General features: G+C 67.8%; 15 protein-coding genes. 4 read left to right on the top strand and 11 right to left on the bottom strand.

The window, feature by feature from the left end:
* Positions 1–337: 337 nt before the first annotated feature.
* From NMK44_RS31800 to NMK44_RS31775, 6 genes are all read right to left on the bottom strand, one after another.
* Positions 338–1,831, bottom strand: coding sequence for an IMP dehydrogenase (locus NMK44_RS31800; protein WP_254749722.1), 1,494 nt, complete (start codon positions 1,829–1,831; stop codon positions 338–340).
* A gap of 650 nt (positions 1,832–2,481) precedes the next feature.
* Entirely contained in the window at positions 2,482–2,670 is a 189-nt protein-coding gene (locus NMK44_RS31795; protein WP_254749720.1) for a hypothetical protein, read from the bottom strand.
* Positions 2,671–2,717: 47 nt separating this feature from the next.
* Positions 2,718–3,194, bottom strand: coding sequence for a hypothetical protein (locus NMK44_RS31790; protein WP_254749758.1), 477 nt, complete (start codon positions 3,192–3,194; stop codon positions 2,718–2,720).
* Between the two features lie 69 nt (positions 3,195–3,263).
* Positions 3,264–4,505 carry a NucA/NucB deoxyribonuclease domain-containing protein gene (locus tag NMK44_RS31785; protein ID WP_254749718.1) on the bottom strand — a complete coding sequence of 414 codons (1,242 nt, stop codon included), beginning with the start codon at positions 4,503–4,505 and terminating at the stop codon, positions 3,264–3,266.
* 125 nt (positions 4,506–4,630) lie between these two features.
* Positions 4,631–5,905, bottom strand: coding sequence for a hypothetical protein (locus NMK44_RS31780; RefSeq protein ID WP_254749716.1), 1,275 nt, complete (start codon positions 5,903–5,905; stop codon positions 4,631–4,633).
* Between the two features lie 663 nt (positions 5,906–6,568).
* Positions 6,569–9,430 (bottom strand): FAD-binding and (Fe-S)-binding domain-containing protein, encoded by a 2,862-nt coding sequence (locus NMK44_RS31775; RefSeq protein WP_254749714.1) that lies wholly within the window; start codon positions 9,428–9,430, stop codon positions 6,569–6,571.
* 321 nt (positions 9,431–9,751) lie between these two features.
* Between NMK44_RS31775 and NMK44_RS31770 the strand changes: the two genes are divergently transcribed.
* Both NMK44_RS31770 and NMK44_RS31765 read left to right on the top strand, forming a co-directional pair.
* Positions 9,752–11,119 (top strand): MFS transporter, encoded by a 1,368-nt coding sequence (locus NMK44_RS31770; protein WP_254749712.1) that lies wholly within the window; start codon positions 9,752–9,754, stop codon positions 11,117–11,119.
* A gap of 97 nt (positions 11,120–11,216) precedes the next feature.
* Positions 11,217–11,921, top strand: a complete 705-nt coding sequence (locus NMK44_RS31765; RefSeq protein WP_254749710.1) for a GntR family transcriptional regulator — start codon at positions 11,217–11,219, stop codon at positions 11,919–11,921.
* 7 nt (positions 11,922–11,928) lie between these two features.
* Here the strand turns inward: NMK44_RS31765 and NMK44_RS42225 are convergent, their stop codons facing one another.
* The 4 genes from NMK44_RS42225 to NMK44_RS31735 form a co-directional block, all read right to left on the bottom strand.
* Positions 11,929–14,160, bottom strand: coding sequence for a SpoIIE family protein phosphatase (locus NMK44_RS42225; protein ID WP_302888868.1), 2,232 nt, complete (start codon positions 14,158–14,160; stop codon positions 11,929–11,931).
* Between the two features lie 104 nt (positions 14,161–14,264).
* The gene (locus tag NMK44_RS31745) at positions 14,265–15,542 is read right to left on the bottom strand and encodes an MFS transporter (RefSeq protein ID WP_254749708.1); all 1,278 of its coding nucleotides are present in this window, start codon (positions 15,540–15,542) and stop codon (positions 14,265–14,267) included.
* A gap of 159 nt (positions 15,543–15,701) precedes the next feature.
* Positions 15,702–16,607, bottom strand: coding sequence for a sugar phosphate isomerase/epimerase family protein (locus NMK44_RS31740; RefSeq protein ID WP_254749706.1), 906 nt, complete (start codon positions 16,605–16,607; stop codon positions 15,702–15,704).
* 14 nt (positions 16,608–16,621) lie between these two features.
* The gene (locus NMK44_RS31735) at positions 16,622–17,014 is read right to left on the bottom strand and encodes a cupin domain-containing protein (protein WP_254749704.1); all 393 of its coding nucleotides are present in this window, start codon (positions 17,012–17,014) and stop codon (positions 16,622–16,624) included.
* 89 nt (positions 17,015–17,103) lie between these two features.
* Here NMK44_RS31735 and NMK44_RS31730 point away from each other — a divergent pair, with 89 nt between their 5' ends.
* On the top strand, positions 17,104–18,030 hold the full coding sequence (locus tag NMK44_RS31730; protein ID WP_254749702.1) for a LysR family transcriptional regulator: 927 nt from the start codon (positions 17,104–17,106) through the stop codon (positions 18,028–18,030).
* Positions 18,031–18,117: 87 nt separating this feature from the next.
* Here NMK44_RS31730 and NMK44_RS31725 read toward each other — a convergent pair whose 3' ends face one another.
* The gene (locus NMK44_RS31725; RefSeq protein WP_254749700.1) at positions 18,118–19,260 is read right to left on the bottom strand and encodes a glycoside hydrolase family 88/105 protein; all 1,143 of its coding nucleotides are present in this window, start codon (positions 19,258–19,260) and stop codon (positions 18,118–18,120) included.
* A 320-nt stretch (positions 19,261–19,580) separates the two neighbouring features.
* On the opposite strand from NMK44_RS31725, the gene NMK44_RS31720 reads away from it, so the two are divergent.
* Positions 19,581–21,254 carry a glycosyl hydrolase family 28-related protein gene (locus NMK44_RS31720; RefSeq protein ID WP_254749698.1) on the top strand — a complete coding sequence of 558 codons (1,674 nt, stop codon included), beginning with the start codon at positions 19,581–19,583 and terminating at the stop codon, positions 21,252–21,254.
* Positions 21,255–21,413: the final 159 nt, after the last annotated feature.

The following is a 21,413-nucleotide window of genomic DNA, read 5'->3' as shown; positions in this document are numbered from 1 at the left end:
GCAGGCTCAGCCGGACCGGATGGCCGCCACTGGATTGCTCCGACCACGGGCTCCGCCGGATCGTACGTCCACGCCTCCGCGGCAGGGTCGAACCAGCGAATCTGCAATGACGTCTGCGACTCAACCACGCTCAGGCAGGGTCGGGTGCACTCGGTGAGGGAGGCGAAGCGGATCTCTCCGGTGTACACAACACTGTCGATCAGCCACTCGTCGCCCTGCTGGAGCTCCTCCATCACGAAGGCGCGCCCTCGTGGAGGCCCGCCAGGACCACCGCCCCGCGGAGTCGAGATGCCGTGGGCGCGTTCAGGCCGACGGCCACGGGCCTGCACCGGTCGAATTAGTCCCCAGCATCAATCGCGGGCCGACGTACCTCGATTTCCGCCCCGGTCTGCTTGAACGACTCCGAGGACACCGGAACCAGCACCGCATCCCGGTGGAAGTCCCCCAGATTCGTCGAGCCACAGCTGATCATCGTGGAGATCAGCTTCGCGCGGGTCCGCTCCACGTTGTCGTACATGCTGCCGGCGTAGGGCACATAGCCGTCGACGCCCTCCTCGAAGACCATCCGGCCTCGCTGGCCGTACCGGGCCTCGTTCTGGGCGCGCCGCGAGCCCTCGCCCCAGTACTCCTTGTACCACTGGCCGCCGATCTGGATCTTCCGCGACGGGCTCTCGTCGAGACGGGCGAAGTAGCGGCCGAGCATGATGAAGTCCGCCCCCATCGCCATCGCCATCGCCATGTGCGAGTCGTTGAGCAGACCGCCGTCGCAACAAAGCGGCACGTACACCCCGGTCTCCTGCGCGTACGCGTCGCGAGCCTGAACCACATCGAGCAGTGCGGAAGCCTGGCCACGGCCGATGCCCTTTTGTTCCCGCGTGGTGCAGATGGCCCCGCCGCCGATCCCGACCTTCACGAAGGCCGCGCCCGCATCGGCCAGGTAGCGGAAAGCCCGCTCGTCCACGACGTTCCCCGCACCGACGAAGACGTCGTCGCCGTACTTCTCTTGCGCGAATTCGATGGTCTTCGCCTGGTACACGGAGTAGCCATCGGACGAGTCCAGGCACAGCACGTCCGCACCGGCCTCCACCAGGGCGGGAATGCGGTCCTTGTAGTCGCGGGAATTGATGCCGGCGCCCACCCGCAGGCGCTTCTCGCCATCCACCGTCGCCCGGTTGAAGGTCTTGTGGGCCTGGTAGTCCCGCTTGAGGACCAGGGAGGCGACGCGGCCGTCCTCGAGCACCGGCAGCACGTCCAAGTGGTGATTCCAGATCAGCTCGTTCGCCTCGGACAGGGTGACCGAGACAGGCGCGGTGACCAAGCCGTCACGGCCCCGCATCCGGTTGCCGGTCAGCTCGGAGGCCCCGTGACGCTCCAGGTGGAAGTCGTCGAGACCGATGATTCCGAGGAACTCGCCGTCCACCTCCCCATCTTGCGTGACCACCGCCACGCCCTGCTCGGCCTCGGACAGCCGTCGGGCGAGCTCGCCGAGGGGCGTCTGCGGCGCCACGATGACCTCGCTGGTCCGGAAGCCGGCCTTGTGCCGCTTCACCGCCAGCACGTCTGTGGCCTGATCCTCGATCCGCTGGTTCTGGTGGATGAACGACAAGCCTCCGAGCTGCGCCAGAGCCACCGCCAGAGTCGGGGAGGACACCGCCTGCATGATGGCGCTCACCATGGGCGTGGCTATCCGGATCCGCGGTTCCTCACCGATCCGGTAACGCACCAGCGGCGCACCGAGATCCACATTATCCGGCGTGCAGTCTTCCGTGGTCAGGCCGGGAATGAGGAGATACTCACTCAGGGTACGAGAAATCTCGGGCAGGATTTTCAACGTGATCTCCAGAAAGGAGCCGCCAAACCAGTACCGGTGAATTGGTGCGGCTCATGCGGGCGATGCAGATCGTCGCCAGCCGGTAGCGCACCACTGGAAGAACTCACTCTCTGGGATTCCGAGAGCGGGCACACCCGGCGTGACAGTGCTGACACACGAGGCCGACTCGACTGCGAAATCTATACGGGCCCAACCGGACAGTGCCGCACAGGCGCTGACTTCCATCACGCCATGCCAGATAGTACCGCACGGCGCTGCGTCCCTGAGCGTCCCGGGCCAGTTCCGACTTCCGGTATGCTCTTGTTCTCTAAGGAATTCGAGCATCAGTCAAGCCCTCGAAACCGGCGAATCGTCACCGCCGAATCCCGACGCCCGCGCGGCCGCCTTTGCCGCGCCCGGGACGGCCGCGGCAAAGGCGGATCCCGCGGCCGCGACTACCGCCGGGAGGAGGTGTGCGCCGCGAACGTCAGCGCTACGTCGTCCCGGTTTCGCAGCTCCCGACCCAGCCCGGAGCACGGGCGAGACGTTCAGTGCCTCTTCCATGGCGGGAAGGAGGTCAATGAGGGCACCGAGGCGGACCGGGCACAGATTACGCAAGACAGGCTCTTGTACGGCGGCCCGCAGGTCACATGCCGATAGGCTGCGGCGGGTCAGGCGAGCTCTTGATGCGCGTCGGCTATGCCCTGGACGGAGACAACGGCTGCATCGCCCATGTCAGCGCCTTCCTCGACCAGGCCCGCGCTGACCGGCACCTGCCGAATATCCACACGCGCGCCAAAGCAAGCCGGTCGATGCGGTCCGCGTTGGCTCGCCACGCCCAGACGATCCAGGCGCTCCATCCACCCTCGCGCGTACGGCAGATGGAGGTCACGCCTAGCACAGTCCGTCAGTCATCCTCATCGACTTCTTCGGACGGGCGAACGAAGTGCAGATCGAGGGTGTAGACCTCCTCGAAGGGGCACTCGGCCCACCCTTGACCGATCTGTTCAATGGTCCAATCGTCGCCGATACGGGCGAGGGCCTCGTTGTAGTAGGCACCGGTGGACTCTCTGCCCGTCCACCAGGCATACCCTTCGTACACTCCCGGTTCCGGCAGCTCCATTTCCCCGGCCGGGCCGTAGGTCGGTTGTCTGATGACCAGTAGTCCGGTCTCCGACTCCAGAGTTACGGCGGTAGTGCCGTCAGCCTCTGCGGGGGGTTGCTGCTCTGACGGCCAAATGCGAATGGTGACCGTCACTTGGATATCGGCCTGGAGGCTGCGAAGGTACAGGTGGTAGCCGTTGCCGGCCACCACCTGTCGCTCCGACGCCTTCAAGGCGGAATCGTCACCGAGGTACGCGTCAGCGTCGTACACCTCCACCATTCCTCGAGCAGGGGTGGCTTTGACGCTGTACTCGGCTAGGGGCACCATGAAGGCGTCCTCCTCTTAGCGCTAGGACGTGATTTTTACGTAAAATGGATCACCGTTGAGGATCCGATTGGCATCGTAGGTCGCCTGAATCGCCTTTCCGCCGTTGTGGTTGTCGGTTCCCTCGATGAGCCTTACGGAGAAGCGATTGTCACCCTTGAGCGAACCCTCTCGGGTACTCGCGAACGGATATTCGTCGCACTGAAGCCTTGTCCCCGTGTAGTCGCCCCACACCTTGTTGCATTCCTTGATTGAATGCCGCCTTTGGTCCTCGATCTTGTTGGGATCGGTGACACGATGCAGAGGGTCGTTCTCTCCGGGCACTGTCTTCCCCACGAAGGACGGGAAGGTCCGTTCCGGTCGCTCCTGCGCGTCGTATATGTGCAGGGCGCTTTCGTTGACCTCCGGATTCTTCTTGCTCATGACGAGCTCAACCCGAGCCTGTGTGAAGACCGTTCCCTTATGCTTCCCCACGATCGGCCCCGCGTAGTCGAAGCGGACGAGGTTCTGATGGCTCGCGACTTCCACATACGGGTCGACGCTGGGAGAGGTGACCGCTGTGTCCATGTCGATGATGGTCTGGACGCGTTGCAAGTTACCCGTACGGTGCTGAGGTCCGTTGTCAGGGGAAGTGTAGACCAGATTCCAGTGGGGAGTTGAGTTCCACTCCCCCAGCAGATCGTCCCGCCGCTTCACAGTCGGCTCCGTGACCGCCGCGCCCGGGTCGCTCTCTCCTGTGTCGATTGCATGGCTGAACTCCTGGGCGATGCGCCAGGTCCTGGCGTTCTGACCACTGTCTGCTGCCACGTAGATGTTCTCAACACTGACGGCGAAGTCGACCCTTCGTTTTCCGTCATACGCGAAACCGAGGACCCAGGCATCGAAGATGAGCCTTCCAATGGCTTCTGTGTTTGCCCGGTTACGAAGGAAGAGATCGTAGTGGCGCTTGAAGCAGCTTTCGAAACGGCTCTTGATCCAGCCCTTCTTGGACTTCGCCTGGGCTTCGTGCTTGGCGCACTCAGCGCGCAGGTCCCCTTCGCCGGCGATGCCGTGGCGCTCAGAGGGTGAAGCAGCGACCTTGTCTTTGCCAGTGTGCAGGTAGGTGCTGAGTGGCACCGGGTCAGGGAGTTCCCGCAGTTCTTCCCTTGGCACGGTTGCGGTGTCCACGAAGTGCGGACGGCCCGCGTGTTCTCCTCCGGCCTGCATGTCTGCCGGGGATGCCGAGGCACCCGAGGCGGCTAAGAAAGCAAGGGTCCAGGCCGCCATGGCACCGCGGACCCAGCGAGCTATCGGTTTATGCTTGGACAAGTTCGGCTCCCGACGCGGTTGTACGGACGCAAAGAGGTTCAGGGGGCTTCGTGAGTGGTCCGACGTGCGGGTTGATTTGCGTGTCAGGCGCCGCACATGTCTCCCCAGCACGCTTCGACAAGGTCACCGCTTGTCCTGGAGTAGGTGGCTTGAAAGCCTTCGTAGCTCTGGCCGTTCGGCCGCAGACCGGGGGTCGCAGCGGATGAGGTGACGGTCAGAAGACTGTGATCGGTAAACCCCGCAGGAACCTGTTTGGCAGGGTTGGGACCACCAACGCTGATCTGCTGTGGATCGACATCGAAGGCGGTCGCTGCCCGTTCCTTGATCGATGCTGAGTCGACTTCCGCGTCAGGTTCGGCGGACGTGGCGTCGGTCTCCAGGGCAGCGGCATTGCACACGCGTGTGGTCCGAACGCATTCGGCGAGACCGGGGACTGCGGCCAGACAGCTGTCGGCGTCCTCGACCAGGCACTTCTGGAGCGCAGTCTGGTCGACTCCGTTGAACTGCGCTGGTTGCGCCTTGGGACCGAGAGGGGTCTGGGGCCGAGCGTCATGGGCAGCGGCCTTGGCCGGTGTTGCTCTGCGTGGTTTGCTCACCGTCCACTGGTTGAACACCGCGCCGTCCGTGCTGAGTCTTGTCTTGAAGCAGTTCGGGGGCTTCTTTGTTGCACTGCACTGAGGGAGCGACACCACTTTGGCGGCGTTCTCATTCTTGACTCTGCGCCATGTGTTGTTGCCGTCCATGAAGCGCATGCGGTCCGCGATCTCAGGCACGTCCATGTATTCGTGCCCCATGAGGTGCAGCCCCGTGTCGATCCGGTTCGTAGATCCGGGGACTACCTTCAGCTGCTCTGTTGTACTGCCGACGCTGTTGAAGTCGTAGAGGACGTCCCATTGGTTTCCGGTGGACTTCCGCAGAGCCATGTAGGTATGGTTTCGTCTATCAGGCTTATTGGGGTCAACACCGGCTTTGATTGCTGTGACTCTCCCACCACGCTTCCCTAGTTCCCACCACTTGGGACCGTAGGTCTTGGTTGTTCTTCCGGTTTTCTCGGCGTACAGGCCGATTTCGATGTTCTGCGCAACAGGAGACTCCTCCGTGTTGGGCGTGACGCGGAGATAGACGGAGGCGAGGACGGTCCTGTTGCGCGTTTCGACCTGGTCGAAGCCGATCGGAACGTTTCTCCATGTGGCGAAACCGCCATACATCGGCTCACCGGGCTCACTGCACGTCATTGCGTACGAGACGATGTTGCCGCCGTAGGCGAAGCTGCACGCACGCGTGGGGGCTGCGGCATGGACCGGCGCGATACCGGATAAGGAAAGAACGATGACGGTGCCCGCGGTACCCGCGAACACCAGTGGTCTCTTGCGTATGCGTCGCAAGGGTATCTCCAACTCGTAGTGAACGAATCAGAATGCAAGTCACGGGGACGGACTGGCCAGGCATGAAACCGAACTGTTTCAAGCACCATTTGCGTTCGGAGCCAGGGGTCGGCGAGTCAGAGAACTCCGGGGAGATTTATATGAATTGCCGTGTGACTGCACACACTCTGCCCCAGAAGAAGAGGTTGGTCAACGCACGGTTGACCAGCCCGCCAATGTGCGGATGGAATGAGCCAAAGTTGATCCGGATTCATTATCAATTCAACGAGTGAGGCTGCCCATTTGCCTTCAGCGTGAATGCACGTGGCAGCAATGCCTGCGCCACACTGGCTTCAACCGACGGACATAACGACGCAGCTCTCGATCCCGTGTACAGGCGAGTCCGCTGGGCGCCCCCGTCGGGTGGTAGCCGTACAAGCTGGCCCCTCTGCGCCACTGGCTGATGCCACCACGCAGTACGAGCGGCCACCCCCCGGGTGCGGCACGAGCCGCCGGGTGACGCGGGGCGCGAAGTCCCCCGGGCTGTCACCAGCACCAGAGCAGACCCACACATCGCGAACCGGCGAGGCGTGCGCTATCACCGCACCCGGACTTACCTGCGTAGACGCAAGGACAACAGCCACCACCCCGGTCGCCTCAGAACGGCTCCATCGCGCGGCGGAGGATTTCCGCGAGGTGGTGGCCCTCCCGGCCGGTGCCCTGGGCGATCTGGGTTCGGCAGGAGAATCCGTCCGCGAGGATCAGCCCTTCCGGAGCGGCCCGGACCTTCGGGTACAGCTCCCGTTCGGCGCTGCTCTGGGACACCTCCCAGTGCCCCTTCTCGAAACCGAAGTTCCCGGCCAGGCCGCAGCAGCCCGAGGAGACCACGTCCTGTTCCACCCCGAGGCGGGTGAGCAGTGCGCGATCGGCCTCGGTTCCGGTGGTGGACTGCTGGTGGCAGTGCGGCTGGAGCACCGCGGTGGTGTCGATTCGCTCGAACGGCCACCGGCCGTCCTGGGCGAGAACGAACTCGGCCAGGGTGGTCGTGGCCGACCGCAGGAGCGCGGCGTCCGGGTCGTCCGGCAGCAGCCGGACGGCCTCGTCACGCAGCATCACAGTGCAGGACGGTTCCAGCCCCACGACGGTGTGCCCTGACCGCAGATGGTCGCGCAGCGTGGCGAGGGTCCGGCGCAACTTCCTTCGGGCGGTGGTGAGTTGTCCGGTCGAGTACCACGTGAGGCCACAGCAGACCTGGCGCGGTGGGAGGACGACCCGGAATCCGAGCCGTTCCAGGACCTCGACAGCCGCCCTGCCGACCTGCGGGGTGTAGAAGTTGGTGAAGGTGTCGGGCCACAGGACCACCGTGGGGGTCGCATCCGCCGCCGCGGGTGGCGTCTCCCGAGCGTCGAACCAGGAGCGGAAGGTCTGGTGCGCATAGCGGGGAATCTCGCGGCGCGGTTCGATCCCGCCGAGGCGTTTGAGCACCGAGGACGCGGTGGGGTGGGAGGTGACGGCGTTGACCGCGCCGGGCATCCGGGCCGCCAGCCGGGACCAGAGCGGAAGCATGCCCATCGAGTAGTGGGAGGCGGGGCGCAGCCGCCCGGCGTAGTGGTGGTGCAGGAATTCCGCCTTGTAGGTGGCCATGTCGACGTTGACCGGGCATTCGCCGGCGCACGCCTTGCAGGACAGGCACAGGTCGAGTGCGTCGCGCACTTCGGTGGAACGCCAGCCGTCCGGGATGGAGTCGCCGCGCAGCATCTCGGCCAGGATCCGGGAGCGGCCGCGTGTGGAGTGCACCTCGTCGCGGGTCGCCTTGAACGAGGGGCACATGGTGCCCTGGGTCTCCTCCCGACACTTGCCCACCCCCGCACAGCGGCGGACCGCCGCGGCGAAGGAGCCCCCGTCCCGCTCCAGGGCATGGACCGGGATCAGCTCCAGCCGGTCGCCGCCGGGGCCGGGGCGCAGGGCCTCGTCCAGCGGCGCGGGATCGACGATGACGCCCGGGTTGAGCAGGTCGCCAGGGTCGAAGACGGCCTTGAACGCGGCGAAGGCGTCCAGGATCTCTTGCGGGTACATCCGGGGAAGCAGTTCCGACCGGGCCCGGCCGTCGCCGTGTTCCCCGGAGAGGGTGCCGCCGTACTCCGCCACCAGGTCGGCCGCTTCCTCCACGAAGGCGCGGTAGTCGCGTATGCCGGGCGCCGTGGTCAGGTCCCAGTCGGTGCGCAGGTGCAGACAGCCCTCGCCGAAGTGTCCGAAGGGGGAGCCGTGCAGCCCGTACCGCCGCAGCAGGGCGTGGAGGTCCCGGAGGTAGGGCGCCAGGTGCTCGGGCGGTACGGCGGAGTCCTCCCATCCGGGCCATGCCTCACCGCCGTCCGCGCCGCGGGTGGCGATACCCGCGCTCTCCTCCCGGACGCGCCAGAGTGCACGGCTCTCCGCTCCGGCCCTCACCACGGTCCGGGAAGCCTCCGGTACGAGGTCCGCCAGTGCGTACGCCGCCGTCTCGGCTTCGTCCACGGTGTGGCCGCCGGTCTCGCAGTAGAGCCAGGCGGTGCCCGAGGGCAGCGTGGCACCGGCCCTCTCGCCTCCTGGCCGGCTCCGCAGCGCGGCGAGGAGACCCGCGTCCATGCCCTCCACGGTGAGGGCTCCGGCCTTGGCCAGGCGTGGGGCGTGCTGGGCGGCCACGTAGACGTCAGGGAAGCCGAGCACCAACAGGACCCGGGCGGCGGGGGGTTCGACCAGCCGGACCGTGGCCTGTGTCAGCAGCCCGCAGGTGCCCTCGCTGCCGACCAGCGCCTTGGCGACGTCGAACCCGTTCTCCGGGAGCAGATGCTGGAGGGCATAGCCGGAAACCTGGCGCCGGAACCGGCCGAGCTCCACCCTCAGCGGCGCCATGGTCCTGTCGCGCAGGTCTCGCAGCCGGTCGTCCAGGACGGGGTCGCCGCTGGTCCCGCGGCGGGCGTCGATCTCCCTGCCGTCCGGAAGCATCATCCGCAGGCCGGTGACGTTGTCGGCGGTGGTCCCCCAGACCACCGAGTGGGAGCCACAGGCGTTGTTCCCGACCATGCCGCCGATGGTGCACCGGGAATGGGTCGAGGGGTCGGGGCCGAAGGTGAGGCCGTGCTCCGCGGCGGCCGCCCGCAGGTCGTCGAGGACCACTCCGGGTTCGACGACGGCGGTCCGCCGCGCCGGGTCGATCGACAGGATCCGGTTCATATGCCGGGAGAAATCGACGACGAGCCCGGGCCCGATCGCGTTGCCCGCGACGGAGGTGCCGCCGCCGCGGGCGACCACGGGGATCCCGGAAGCGGTGGCGAGGGCCAGCGCCTGGCGGACGTCCGCGGGGTGGCGCGGGTGCAGCACGGCACAGGGGACCTGCCGATAGACGGAGGCGTCGGAGCTGTAGGCCGCTCGTGCGGCGAGATCCGTGCGGGCGGCTTCGGGGAGGGACAGGGCGAGCCGCGCCCGGAACTCCTCGAGGACATCGGATCGATGAGCGGCGTCCGGTCCTGTGCGCGTCACGATGGCATCCCTTCTCCTCCCGGCGTGGGGCCCGAAGGTCATGTCTGTTCAGCAAGCCGTGCGTGACGCGGCATGTTACATGCAAATGATGGGGCGAAGATTCCACACAAGGAGCCACCTCAGACATGACTCATGTCGCCGCCTACGCCTTATCTGTGCAGCTCAAGTGAGCGGATGCCCGAATCGGAAGCATATGTTCCGCCGCCTGCCGCAAGGGTTCCCTGCCCATCGGTAACCCACTATGGTGCTCGACACCTCCAGGGTTGCATGTTACTTCGTGCAGCCATGTCGCCCACGATCCAAGAAGGCGAGGGGTGCGCTGTGTCGACGGCACCCGACATCAAGGAACACGCGGACGCGGTGGGAGCGAGAGCCCTGCGCAAGGTCACCTGGCGATTGATGCCGGTCCTGATCGCGGGGTACTTCGTCAGCTACGTGGACCGGATCAACATCAGCTTCGCCAAGTTCGGACTCACCGAGAGCTTCGGCCTCAGTGCCACCGGCTTCGGCTTCGCGGCCGGCATCTTCTTCATCGGCTACATCCTCTTCGAGGTGCCGAGCAATCTGGTCCAGCACCGGGTCGGCGCTCGGATCTGGCTCAGCCGGATCATGCTCACCTGGGGTGTGATCGCCGTCGCCACCGCGTTCGTCAACAGCGCGGCCACCCTGTACGCCGCCCGGTTCCTGCTCGGCGCGGCAGAGGCGGGATTCTTCCCCGGCATCATCGTCTTCCTCGCCCGCTGGTACCCCAACCGCGAGCGGACCAGGATGATCGCGGTCCTGATGATGGCGATCCCCCTCAGCTCCGCCCTGGCGGGCCCGTTCAACGGCTGGATCCTGAGCACCTTCGAAGGCACGCTGGGCCTGGAGGCATGGCGCTGGGTGTTCATCGTCGGCGGACTGCCCGCCGTGGCCCTCGCCTTCGTGTTCTTCTTCACCGTGGCCGACAGCCCGGCCAAGGCCCCCTGGCTGACCTCCGCTGAGCGGGACTGGCTGGACAGGACCCTGGCGGCGGAGGAGGCCGAACGCCGGGAAGCGGCCCCGCTGGGCCACTGGGAGGTGTTCCGGAGCGGCCGGGTGCTGACCCTCTGTCTGATCTACTTCCTGCTCCAGTGCGGTGCTTACCCGCTGGTCTACTGGATGCCCTCGGTCATCGACGAACTCGGCAACTTCAGCAAGACCGAACTCGGCTTCGTCACCGCGGTGCCGTTCGCCTTCGCCGCGGTGGGCATGTACGTCGCCGGACGGAAGGCGTCCCGGCACAGCAGGTCGGCGATGCCGGTCATCCTCGCGCTGGCGGTCTCCTTCGTGGCCTTCATCGCCACCGCCCTCAGCCTGAAGGCCGCGGCCCTGGCCTTTGTGATGATCACCATCGCCACGGTGGCCGCCCAGACGGCCAAGCCGCTGTTCTGGTCACTGCCCACGGCCTATCTCTCGGGAGCCGCGGCGGCCACCGGTATCGCGCTCATCAACTCCATGGGCAACGCCGCCGGTTTCGTCAGCCCGTTCGCGGTGGGCTGGATCCAGGACGCCACCGGCGGCAACGTGGGCCTGTCGATGTCCGTGATGATCGCCGCCGATGCCCTGGCCCTCATCACGGTCGTGATCCTCGCCCTCAGGTCCCGCCGCGACCGCACCGCACAGCCGTCGCCGAAGGCGGCCGCGCCGGTGAAGGATACGGTCTCCTGAAACAACGGGACAGCAGAGTGGGATGGGCGGGGCCATACGGTTCCGCCCGCCCGGCCGCCACGCGGCGATGCCGCCGCACAGAATGATGGGGACTCTTGTGGAACCACGGGGTGCCGTACCGAACAAGACGGATCAACTCGCGACCGCGATCCGTGACGCCATCGGTCAGGGAGAACTGGTGGGCGGCTCCCTGTACTCCGCCCAGGAACTCGGCCAGCGCTTCGGTGTCTCCCGGACACCGGTCCGGGAGGCCCTCCTCCGGCTCGCCGACGCCGGACTGGTGCGGATCGAGCGCAACCGCGGCGTCCGCATCATGACCACCAGCGATGAGGACCTCGCCGAGATCTGCACCCTGCGCCTGCTGCTCGAACCGCCCGCGGCGCGCCGCGCGGCCGCGCGTATGACGGACCAGGAGCGTGCGGACCTCGAAGCGGCGCTCCAGGACATGCGGGAGAGGGCCGAGGACGAGGAGGCGTTCTTCGCCGCGGACCGCCGCTTCCACGAGGTGATCCTGCGGGGCAGCGGCAACCACCGGCTCGCCGACCATGTCTCGAGCCTGCGCGACGCCATCGCCCTCCAGGGACGGCGCACCCTCCCGGCCCGGCGCATGGCGCGTCAGATCATCGCCGAGCACGAGACCATCGCGAAGGCGATCGCCACCTGCGCCCCCTCCGGCGCGGCCCGCGCGATGCGCCGCCATCTGCTCACCACCGCCGACCTCCTCGTCGGCGACAAGGACTCGACCAGCTACCTCGACTGGCAGGAGTGGGTGGGCGGAGAAGGCTGCCCCCACGAGGACTGACCGCCTTTCAGGTGGACAGCTCCAGCCAGATCGTCTTGCCGCGCCCGCTGGGCGAGGTGCCCCACGCGGTGGCAAGGCTCTCCACGATGAGAAGTCCGCGCCCGTGCTCCGCCTGTGCGTTCTCCTCGTCGGAGGCGGAGAGCGCGGAAGGCACCGGGGGCGTCGCGTCGGAGTCCCGCACCTCCAGCCGGATGTGGTCCGGGCATGCGCGCAGCCGCAGATCGACATGACTGTCGGCGTGGATCAGCGCGTTGGTCACGACCTCCGAGGCCATGAGTTCCAGATCGTCGGCCAGCGTGTCCCGGTCCCAGGCCGCCAGGCTCTCGCGGATGAATCTGCGCGTCGCCTTGACCCCTTGCAGATCGTGCCGCTGGATCTCCAACCGGTTGAACCGGGAGCCGAGTTCGAGCGGCGTTCCCTCGTAACGGGCGAGCAGCAGGACGACATCGTCGCGGCGCTCGGGGGGCGGGGGCACGGTGGCGATGAGCCGATCCGCGAGCCCTTCGAGGTTGTGCTCGCGGTTGCGGTGGCCCGCCGCCAGCAGGGAGCGGACCCGGGGCAGCGCATCGGGGGTCCGGACGCCGATGAGGCCGTCGGTGTACAGCAGGAGCAGCGAGCCGGGTTCGAGGGTGGTCTCATAGGTTCGGTACGGAACGTCGGAGTACACGCCCAGTGGCACATCGGCGGGGATGTCCAGCGCTTCCGTACGGCCGTCGGGGCGGCGCACCAGTGGTGCCGGATGGCCGGCCAGGGCCGCTTCGACCGCCCCCTCGGTAACGTCCAGGCAGACGAAACAGCAGGTCGCCAGCAGTTCGGTGGCCAACTCGGTGAGCAGATTGCTGGTCCGGGTGAGCACCGCGGCCGGGCCGTGCCCCTCGCGGGCGTAGGCGAGCACCGCGCTGCGCAGCTGGCCCATGACCGCCGAGCTCTCCACGTTGTGGCCCTCCACATCTCCCACGACCAGGCAGATCCGCCCGCCGGGCAGGGTGATCACCTCGTACCAGTCGCCGCCCACTCCGGCGCTCGAGGGGGCGGGCAGATACCGCGCCGTCGTGATCACATCGGGCAGATCACTCAGGATGCGCGGCAGCAGTCGCTTCTGGAGGCTCTCGGCGAGCGCGTGTGCGCTCTCGCTCAGCCGGGCGCGTTCCAGGGCCTGGGCGAGCAGCCCCGCCATCATCATCACCACGGCCTGCTCCTCCGCCCCGAACCGGCGTTCCTCGGCGAAGCCGAGACCGCATACGCCGACCGCGGTGTCGTGGGCCCGCAGCGGGAGGAACGCCCAGGCGCGGCAGCCGTCCTCCGGTGTGTCCGGATACGCGGCGAGCAGCTCGGCGCGGTCGGCGAAGAGCAGGGGGTCCCGGCCACGCAGGACATCGGCAGTCGGGGACCCGCCGTCCGCGCTGGAACCGTGGAGCAGGCGGAGAACACCAGTGGAGGTGCCGCAGTGGCCCACGACCCACAGACGGCCGTCACTCACGGTGCTGATCACCACGGACCGCGCCCGGCACGGCTCCATGATCCGGGACCGGGCGGCGGCGACCACCGCGTCGATGTCCACGGCCTCGTTCAGCGCCCCGCTGAGCTTGTGCAGTTGGTACATCAGCGTCATCCCGGATGACCCGCGGACATCGGGCAGCCCCCAGACGTCGGCGGACGCGCGGGCCGGACACGGGTCGGCGGGATAGACCGGAAACACCACCGGGTCGGGTGCGGGCGCCGACGGCGCCCCGCGTTCCGCCGACGGGACCAGGTCGTGAGCCAGCCGGTCGCCGATCTCCCGCAGCCGTCGGCGCTGCCCGGCGGTCAGCATGCCGTCCCGGGAGGGAATGCGAATGAGGGTCAGGACCCCGAGCCGGTGGCCGTGGGCGCTCAGCGGGGTGGCCACCGCTGAGTACGGAAAGGGCACCAGACGGGCGAGCCCGGGGTCGTCGGGGCGGATCACCGGCTCGCCGATGACCACGATCGTGCCGGTCCGCCATGCCGTCGAGGAGGCGTAGGGGCCGTCCAACGGGATCCGCTCGGGCATGGTGAAGACGGCCGGAGGTGTGCCGCCGATCAGAGCCGCCCGGAGCCCTTCACGGTCGTCCTCCACGAAGTAGACGATCCCGGCGACGGCGTCCAGCTCGACGACGGCCTCCTGGACCGCCGAGGTCAGGGGTGTCTGGAGCGGCGCCCGGTCCGGTGATGGAGAACCCGGGCCGCGGGACGCGATGTGCTTCCGGCCTGCCGATGGCATGGCGGTGGCTCCCTGCGTATCCGTTCTGCCCCTGTTGCCATCATGCTCCTGCCGGGTCCGGCCTGGAGCCCCTGGGCCCAGGGGCTCCAGGCCGGACAACATGCCTAGGGGGTCTCGGCCTCAGGCCGGGTGAGCGAAGGCAGATCCGGGGTGCAGCCCGGCTTCTGGGCGCGGTGACCGCCTCCCGCGCGGTCGCGCAGCCAGACCGCCAGGAAGACCACCGCGCACAGCACGGGCAGCACGCTGACCGTGGCGAAGGTGGCGGCCACACCCTGGGTGTCGATGAGGTGGCCCATCCACGGCAGGGTGAAAGCGGTGGCGAGCATGCCGCCGGAGCCCATGAGAGCCAGTACGAACGACCCGCCCGTGGGGTAGCGCTCGGCGACCACTCCGAGCATGGTGGGCCACATCCGCCCGATGCCGAGGGCGAAGATGGCCGCCGCGCCGTAGGCGGCCAGTGGCGAGTGTGCGCGTGACAGCATCTGGAGTCCGGCAGCCGCCAGGACACAGGAGACGGCGAGCACGGTCACCGGGCTGACCCGCTCGACCAGCCGGGACCCCAGAGTGCGGGAGGCGAACATGATGCCGTTGATGAAGATCAGCACCAGGATCCCTGAGGCACCGGCGGTCTGCCCCAGGGTTTCGGGGATCCACTGGTTGGGGCCGAGCTCGGTGGAGGCGGTGAGGAACATGCAGCCGAGGAAGACGAGGAAGATCGGTCGGGTCGCGGTGCGGTACATCTCGCCGGTGGACACCGCGGAGGTCACCCGCTCCGTGCGGGGGAATCGCATCCGGAAGAAGACGGCACCGTAGGCGACGGTGACCACGATGATCGCCGCCAGTTTGACGCGCCAGTCCAGCCCGGCTCGGGTGAAGCCGTAGCCCACCAGCCCGCCGGCGATGAGGCCCCCGGCGAACCAGGCGTGGAAGGCGTTCAGCCGCTGGCTCTTGCGCCGCGGATAGAGCGTGGCGACCAGCGGATTGGTAGCGGCCTCGACCAGTCCGTTGCCGAGGCCGACCACCAGGGTGCCGGTGAACAGCAGCGCGAAGCCGGGGGCGGCAATGGTGAGCAGCAGCCCCACGATCTGCGCGACGAACGCGGCGTGCAGGATCCGCCCGACGCCGAGCAGGTCGACCAGGAGCCCGCCGCCCAGGATGGCGGCGACATATCCGTAGAAGGCGGCGCCGGCGATCAGGCCGAGCTGGAAGTGGTCGAGCGAGAACTGCTGTCCCAGCGCGGCCATGATGTCGCCGCGCACGGAGAAGGTCATACCGGTCGCGGCGAGGGCGATACAGCTGCCGATGAACAGCCGCCGGACGACGGCCGGGGACATGTCCGGGGCGGTCGTGTCGGCGGACACGCGTGGGATGGGTCTGGGCATGGTGCGGCTCCAGGGGGAACGGGGAGAGCGGTGCGGGGACGCGGCGGAACGCGCGGAGCGGCGCGGGCCGGTGACGGCACGGTGCCCGGAGCGGAGAGGGGGAGGACGGGCACGCGCCGTGAACAGGGAACGGACTTCGGCCGGAGGCGAGAGCCTCGGTCAGCGGCGGGCGTACGCCTTGGTCAGATGGTGACGCAGAGTCTGAGCCGACTGCGCGGTGTAGGCGTCGTAGAGGTCCGCGGGCAGGATGCCCGAGGCGTGGTCGCGCAGCCACTTCGCCATGCCCCGGCCGAGTGTGGCGTCATCGGCGTCGAGGATGTGGCGGTCGGAGATCGGAGTGCGGTCGACGGCGGGCATGAACTCCACGGACAGATGGCCGTCGTATCCCACCGCGAGAAGTTCCTCGATCAGCACCGACCAGTCGATGGCGCCCGAACCCGGGGCCAGCCGGTTGTTCTCCGCCACGTGGAAGTTGACCAGGCGGGGCGCACAGGCGCGGAGAGCGGCCTTCCAGTCGGCTTCCTCGATGTTCATATGGAAGATGTCGAGGCAGATGCCGCAGTCGTCACCGACCTCCTCGGCCAGCCGCAGTGCCTGATCGGCCCGGTTGATCAGATAGGTCTCGTAGCGGGTCAGCGGTTCGATGGCGAGCCGGATCCCGCAGTTCGCGGCGTGCCGCTGCGCCCGCTGGAGCGCTGTGACATACCAGGCCCATTCGGCCTCGGGGTCCGCCATGGGCACGACCTTGCCCACGGTGCAGGGAACGGTGACGAAGGTGCCGCCGAGCGCCTCCGTGAGCTGGATCGTGTCCATCAGGTAGCCGAGGGATGCCTCGCGGATGTACACGTCCTCGTGCACCAGGTCCCGCCCGCCCATGAAGAGTGCCAGCGCCCCGGCACAGGCGACACCGTGCTCGCCGAGCAGTCGGCGGATGTCCGCGACATCCATGTTCCGGGGGTCCGAGGAGATCTCGATGGCGTCGTAGCCGTGCCGGGCGAGTCGGGAGACGGTGTCCTCGACGGGCTCGGGACGCATCCAGTTGTGCATGGAGAGCCGGATGGCCATGGCGGTGTTCCTTCTCAGAGGGGGCCGTCTGTGCCCTGGTGCGCGGTGCCCAGCAGTTCGACCGTGATGAAGCGCAGTGTGGTGTCGCCGATGTTGTGCAGGTCGTGGATGGTGCGCGTGCCCTGGCCGTGGTGGAAGAACCGGGTGTCCCCGACGGTGTAGTCCACACGGGTCCGCTGCCAGTCCGAGCCGTTCATCGTGATCTGACCGGCGGTTCCGGCCTCGACGCAGGTCCAGAAGTAGTCGAGTGCATGACAGTGCAACGGTGCACGTTCTCCGGAAGCGAGCCGCACTTCCCAGACCCGCACCGCGTCGTTCTCGAACAGAAGACGCGTGCCGACGTCCCGATTGCCGCGGGCGGCCGCCCGCTCCTCAGCCGTGGGGGTGAGCTGCTCGTGGTGAGTCATACCGGAAGCATGCTCGCCCGAGCCGCCCAGAGTCCAAGACTTGTTCTCTGGGGATTCACTTAGGCAATGCCTATACCTAGACTGATGGCATGAGCCTGCGCAAGTTCGAGTACTTCCTGGCCATCGCGGAGGAGGGCTCCCTCAGCCAGGCCGCGGCGAAGCTGCACATCGCCCAGCCCTCGCTCTCCCAACAGCTCAGAGCGCTGGAACGGCACGTCGGCGGTCCCCTGTTCGAGCGCCTGTCCCGAGGGATGCGGCTGACCCCGACGGGCCGCGCCTTCCTCCCGCACGCCCGGGCCGCGGTACGCTCGGCCGACCGCGCCTACGGGGTGGCGCGGGCCGTGGCCACCGGTGATGCCGGCGAGATCGAGATCGCGACCGTGTCCTCGATCGCCGCCGGGATCCTCCCGCAGGTGCTCCGTACCTGGCACGAGCGGCGGGCGGGCAGTGCCGTACGGCTGCATGAGTTCCACCACCGGAACCTGCTGGAGCAACAGGTGCACGACGGGCTGGGCGACCTCGCCATCGGACCCCGCCCGTCCTCCTGGGACGGGCCGGTGCTCTCCCTGGGGCACGAGGAGTTCGTCGTGGTGCTGCCCGCCACCGCCGCGGCCCGGCACCCCGGTGGGGTCGCGCTGGGCGATCTCGCCGACCGTGACTGGGTGCTTTTCGGGCAGGAGCACGGCCTCAACGACTTGGTCCACGCCGCCTGCACGCTTGAGGGGTTCCAGCCCGCCCCGGCGGTGCGCACCTGGCAGGTCGACGCGGCGGCCCGGTTGGCGGCCGCCGGCGTCGGCCCCGCCTTGCTCCCGGACAACGCTCTCCCGGCGGGGCTCGACGCCGAGGTCCGGCCGGCCCGGCCCCGGCTGTTCCGTGAGCTCACCTGCTATCTGCGCGGCGAACCCCAGGGGCTGGTACGGGAGTTCGTCGCGCTTCTGCGCCAGTCACCGCTGGGGCTGCGCGACCACCGGCCGGAGGGCGGCCGGGCCATCGGCCTCGCACCGACGGACACCTGAGTGCTCCACTGTCGCCTTCGCCGAATCCGTATCCGCCGCTCCGAGCGGCGCGCGCTGATCCGGCGGCGCGGTGGGCCGCCGGGCGGCTCACCGCGCCAGACGCGCCACCTCCGTACCCGCCAGGAGGAACGCCCCGACGCCGAAGTCGGCCGTGGTGTCCTTCGTGACCGGCTGGCTGGACTCCGGCCGGTCACCGACGCCCTGCACATAGCCGAGGAAGCCGTCCCGGTGCACGGCCATGGTGACCAGACCGTGCCAGGCGCGGGCGACGACCGGGAGGAACGTGGCGCGGTCGACCAGGCCGGTCCGGATCGCGTACGCCGTCGCATAGACGAAGAAGGCTGTACCGCTCGTCTCGGGGCCCGGCAGGTGTTCCGGGTCGCCGAGGTTGACGTTCCAGAAGCCGTCCCGGCGCTGCCGCTGGGCCACGGCCTTCACCAGCCGGGTCAGGGCCTCACGGTATTCCGGAACGTGGGGAGCGTCGGCGGGGAGCGCCTTGAGGGTTTTCACATGGCCCGCCGCCGCCCATCCGTTCCCCCGTGACCAGAACACCGGTTTACCCGAGGGGGATGTGATGTGGCCCGGCAGGAACCGCTTGTCCCGGTACCAGAGGCCGGTGTCGCGGTGGTACAGCCCGGGGCCGCCCTCTCTGCGCTTGGTGTGCTGGTAGAGGCGGTACAGCTTCTCCTCGTATCGCCGGTCCCCGCGGAGGCGGCCGAGACGGGCGAACGGCGGCATGGCCATATGCAAGGCGTCGACCCACCACCAGTCGTCGTCCTTGGCGGGCCGGTCGTCGTACACCATGCGGCGCAGACACGTCTCGAGGGCCTCGATCTTGTGCCCACGGGGATCGATCTCGTAGAGGTCGAGATAGACCTGCCCCACACACTGGTTGTCGGCGTGCCGTGTGGTGGAACCCGCGTTCAGCCCGTAGTCGTGCTTCTCGGCCCACTCATGGGCGTAGCGCAGATAGCGCAGGTTCTTGGTCATCCGCTGAAGCGCGAGAAGACCGCTGAAGAACGTGGCGTTGGCCCATTTGTTGTCACCGGAGTCAGCGTGCGTACCGACCCAGTGGTCCGCCACGCGGTGCAGGACCTGGGCGATGTCGTTCGGTGAGGGCAGTCGGGTCGCGGGTGGCCGTTGGACGGACGCCGTCGCGTCGGCGTTGCTGAGTACAACAGAAGTCGCGGCGAGTGCGACAGCGTTGGCAAGTAAGTGTCGGCGATTCACGAGTGGTCTCCCTCGTCATCAGCGGGGTGCCGTGCGTTGCTCTCCACATGTGACGACCACTCAACTAGTCATCCATCACGGGGGTTTGCCATCGCTTTACCCTGGCGGGGTCATCGTGCCGAGCCGGGGGCGCATCTCGCACATGCGCCATCGATCCATCCTGGCAACACTATTGACACACCTCGGAAACGCGGCTGTCATGTGTTGCGCTTCCGTTCGGCCACGTTGGCTTGAGTTGGTTCTTGTTCGTGTGCTTTCTCGGTCACACCACTCCGCGGCCACTCTCCGCACTCCTCCCCCACACCCAAGGGATCACCAAGATGCCCATCAAACGCCGCACGCTTCTCATCGGCAGCGCTCAGCTCGGCACCGCGGCGGGGGCCGCCGCCATGCTCGGCGGCCTGCCCGCCCCTGCCTCCGCAGCGCCGAAGGGCATATGGCAGGAGTTCACCGACAACCCCTTCGACCACCCCCAGGTGCCCAATGTGGCGTACGCCGGGTACCGGACCGGTGAATCCCTCCCGCGCCGGGAAGTACACGCCAATGCCCTCAAGTACGGTGCGAAGAACGACGGTTCGGCCGACGCCTCGGCCGCCATCAACAAGGCCATCGCCGATGTCGGCGCCAAGGGCGGCGGAGCCGTCCTGCTCCCCGCCGGCAGATACCGCATCGACCACATCATCCAGCTCGGCCACAGCAATGTGACGCTGCGTGGCGAGGGCAGCGACCGCACCACCCTCTACGCCCCGCACTCACTGGAGTCGATCGTGGGGAAGAACCACGACCGCTACGGCAGCTCCACGAAATCGGCCTGGAGCTGGTCGGGAGGGCTGGTCTGGGTCTGCCACCGGGACCGCCTCCACGACCTGATCGACGCCATCCGGCACCGCCGGTGGCCGGATGAGGGCTGGACGGGCAACAAGGGCGACGAGGGCAAAGCGATCACCACGATCTCCGCCGACGCCTCGCGGGGCGCCTTCAGCATCACCGTCGCCGACGGCGGCAAGCTGCGGCCGGACCAGCGCGTGCTGCTCCAGCTCAGCGACGACCGCGAGCACAGCCTGCTCAAGCACATGTGCGGCGACATCCCGGGCGCCGCCACGTACCCCTGGGCCAAGAAGACCAAGCTGCTGTCCCTGGCCCCCTTCGTATGGCCGGTGCGGATCGCGAAGGTGAGCGGTGAGCGGGTCACCCTGGCCCAGCCGCTGCCACTCGCCGTCCGTGGCCGCTGGAAGCCCCGACTGACCACGATGTGCCCGATCGTCACCGACTCAGGTGTGGAGGGCCTGACCATCGAGATGGTGAAGACCAAGCGTCCCAGGCACTTGGAGGACAAGGGATTCAACGGACTGGCCTTCCAGTGCGCCTGGGACTGCTGGGCCGATGACGTCCGCGTCGTCAACAGCGACAACGGCATCCTGCTGGTATCCGCCAAGGGGGTCACCCTCAAGCGGACCCGGATCTCCGGGCGCGGCCAGCACCACTCCTACGCCTGTCGGCACCAGTCCCACGACAACCTCTTCGACGACTTCACCATCGACGCCTTCACCGAGAAGCCGACGCCCGGCTCGATTCACCACGGCGTCGACGTCGAGGGGCTCTCCTGCGGCAACGTCTGGTCGCGGGGGCAGATGGCGGCCGGTACGTTCGACACTCACCGCGCGCTCCCCTTCGGGAATGTGCGCACCGAGATCACCATCAACAACGACGGTCAGCACGGCGGCAGCGACGACGCCGGACCCCTGTACGGCGCCCGGTTCACGCACTGGAACATCGAGGTCACCAACAAGCGCGCCGGGTGCGTGAAGATCGACGACGTGGCCCCGTACAGCGCCACCGTCGGCATCTCCAAAGTGACCAACAGCGGCCAGATCGACAAGCCCGACTTCAGCGGACCGCTGCGCTCCCGGCTGGAGGGCTACGGCGACACCTCGGTGAAACCGGCCAATCTGTACGTCGCCCAACGGGATCTGCGGCACCGCAGAAACGGTTGAGCCAACGCGGAATCCGCGTTCCTTTCAGCCCACCGGGTGTTCGGGACGGCTTTTCTCTCCCACGCGAGCGGATTCCACTCGTCGAGGACAGTGGACACGGACAGTCTGCACAGTCGAAATCCGTGATCGCCTTCACGGACATCTCCGCAGAGCCGCTTA

Origin of the sequence: Streptomyces cucumeris, from assembly GCF_024295805.1 — a bacterium.
Taxonomy (GTDB): domain Bacteria; phylum Actinomycetota; class Actinomycetes; order Streptomycetales; family Streptomycetaceae; genus Streptomyces; species Streptomyces cucumeris.
Note: the sequence above shows the minus strand (reverse complement) of the source record. Positions and strands in the feature narration are given on the sequence as shown.

Bases quoted from the DNA above. Each gene is read 5' to 3' on its own strand.
- NMK44_RS31795 (WP_254749720.1), bottom strand. From the start codon at position 2,670: ATGGAGCGCCTGGATCGTCTGGGCGTGGCGAGCCAACGCGGACCGCAT.
- NMK44_RS31790 (WP_254749758.1), bottom strand. From the start codon at position 3,194: ATGGTGGAGGTGTACGACGCTGACGCGTACCTCGGTGACGATTCCGCC.
- NMK44_RS31785 (WP_254749718.1), bottom strand. From the start codon at position 4,505: ATGGCGGCCTGGACCCTTGCTTTCTTAGCCGCCTCGGGTGCCTCGGCA.
- NMK44_RS42225 (WP_302888868.1), bottom strand. From the start codon at position 14,160: ATGCCATCGGCAGGCCGGAAGCACATCGCGTCCCGCGGCCCGGGTTCT.
- NMK44_RS31745 (WP_254749708.1), bottom strand. From the start codon at position 15,542: ATGCCCAGACCCATCCCACGCGTGTCCGCCGACACGACCGCCCCGGAC.
- NMK44_RS31740 (WP_254749706.1), bottom strand. From the start codon at position 16,607: ATGGCCATCCGGCTCTCCATGCACAACTGGATGCGTCCCGAGCCCGTC.
- NMK44_RS31735 (WP_254749704.1), bottom strand. From the start codon at position 17,014: ATGACTCACCACGAGCAGCTCACCCCCACGGCTGAGGAGCGGGCGGCC.
- NMK44_RS31730 (WP_254749702.1), top strand. From the start codon at position 17,104: ATGAGCCTGCGCAAGTTCGAGTACTTCCTGGCCATCGCGGAGGAGGGC.
- NMK44_RS31720 (WP_254749698.1), top strand. From the start codon at position 19,581: ATGCCCATCAAACGCCGCACGCTTCTCATCGGCAGCGCTCAGCTCGGC.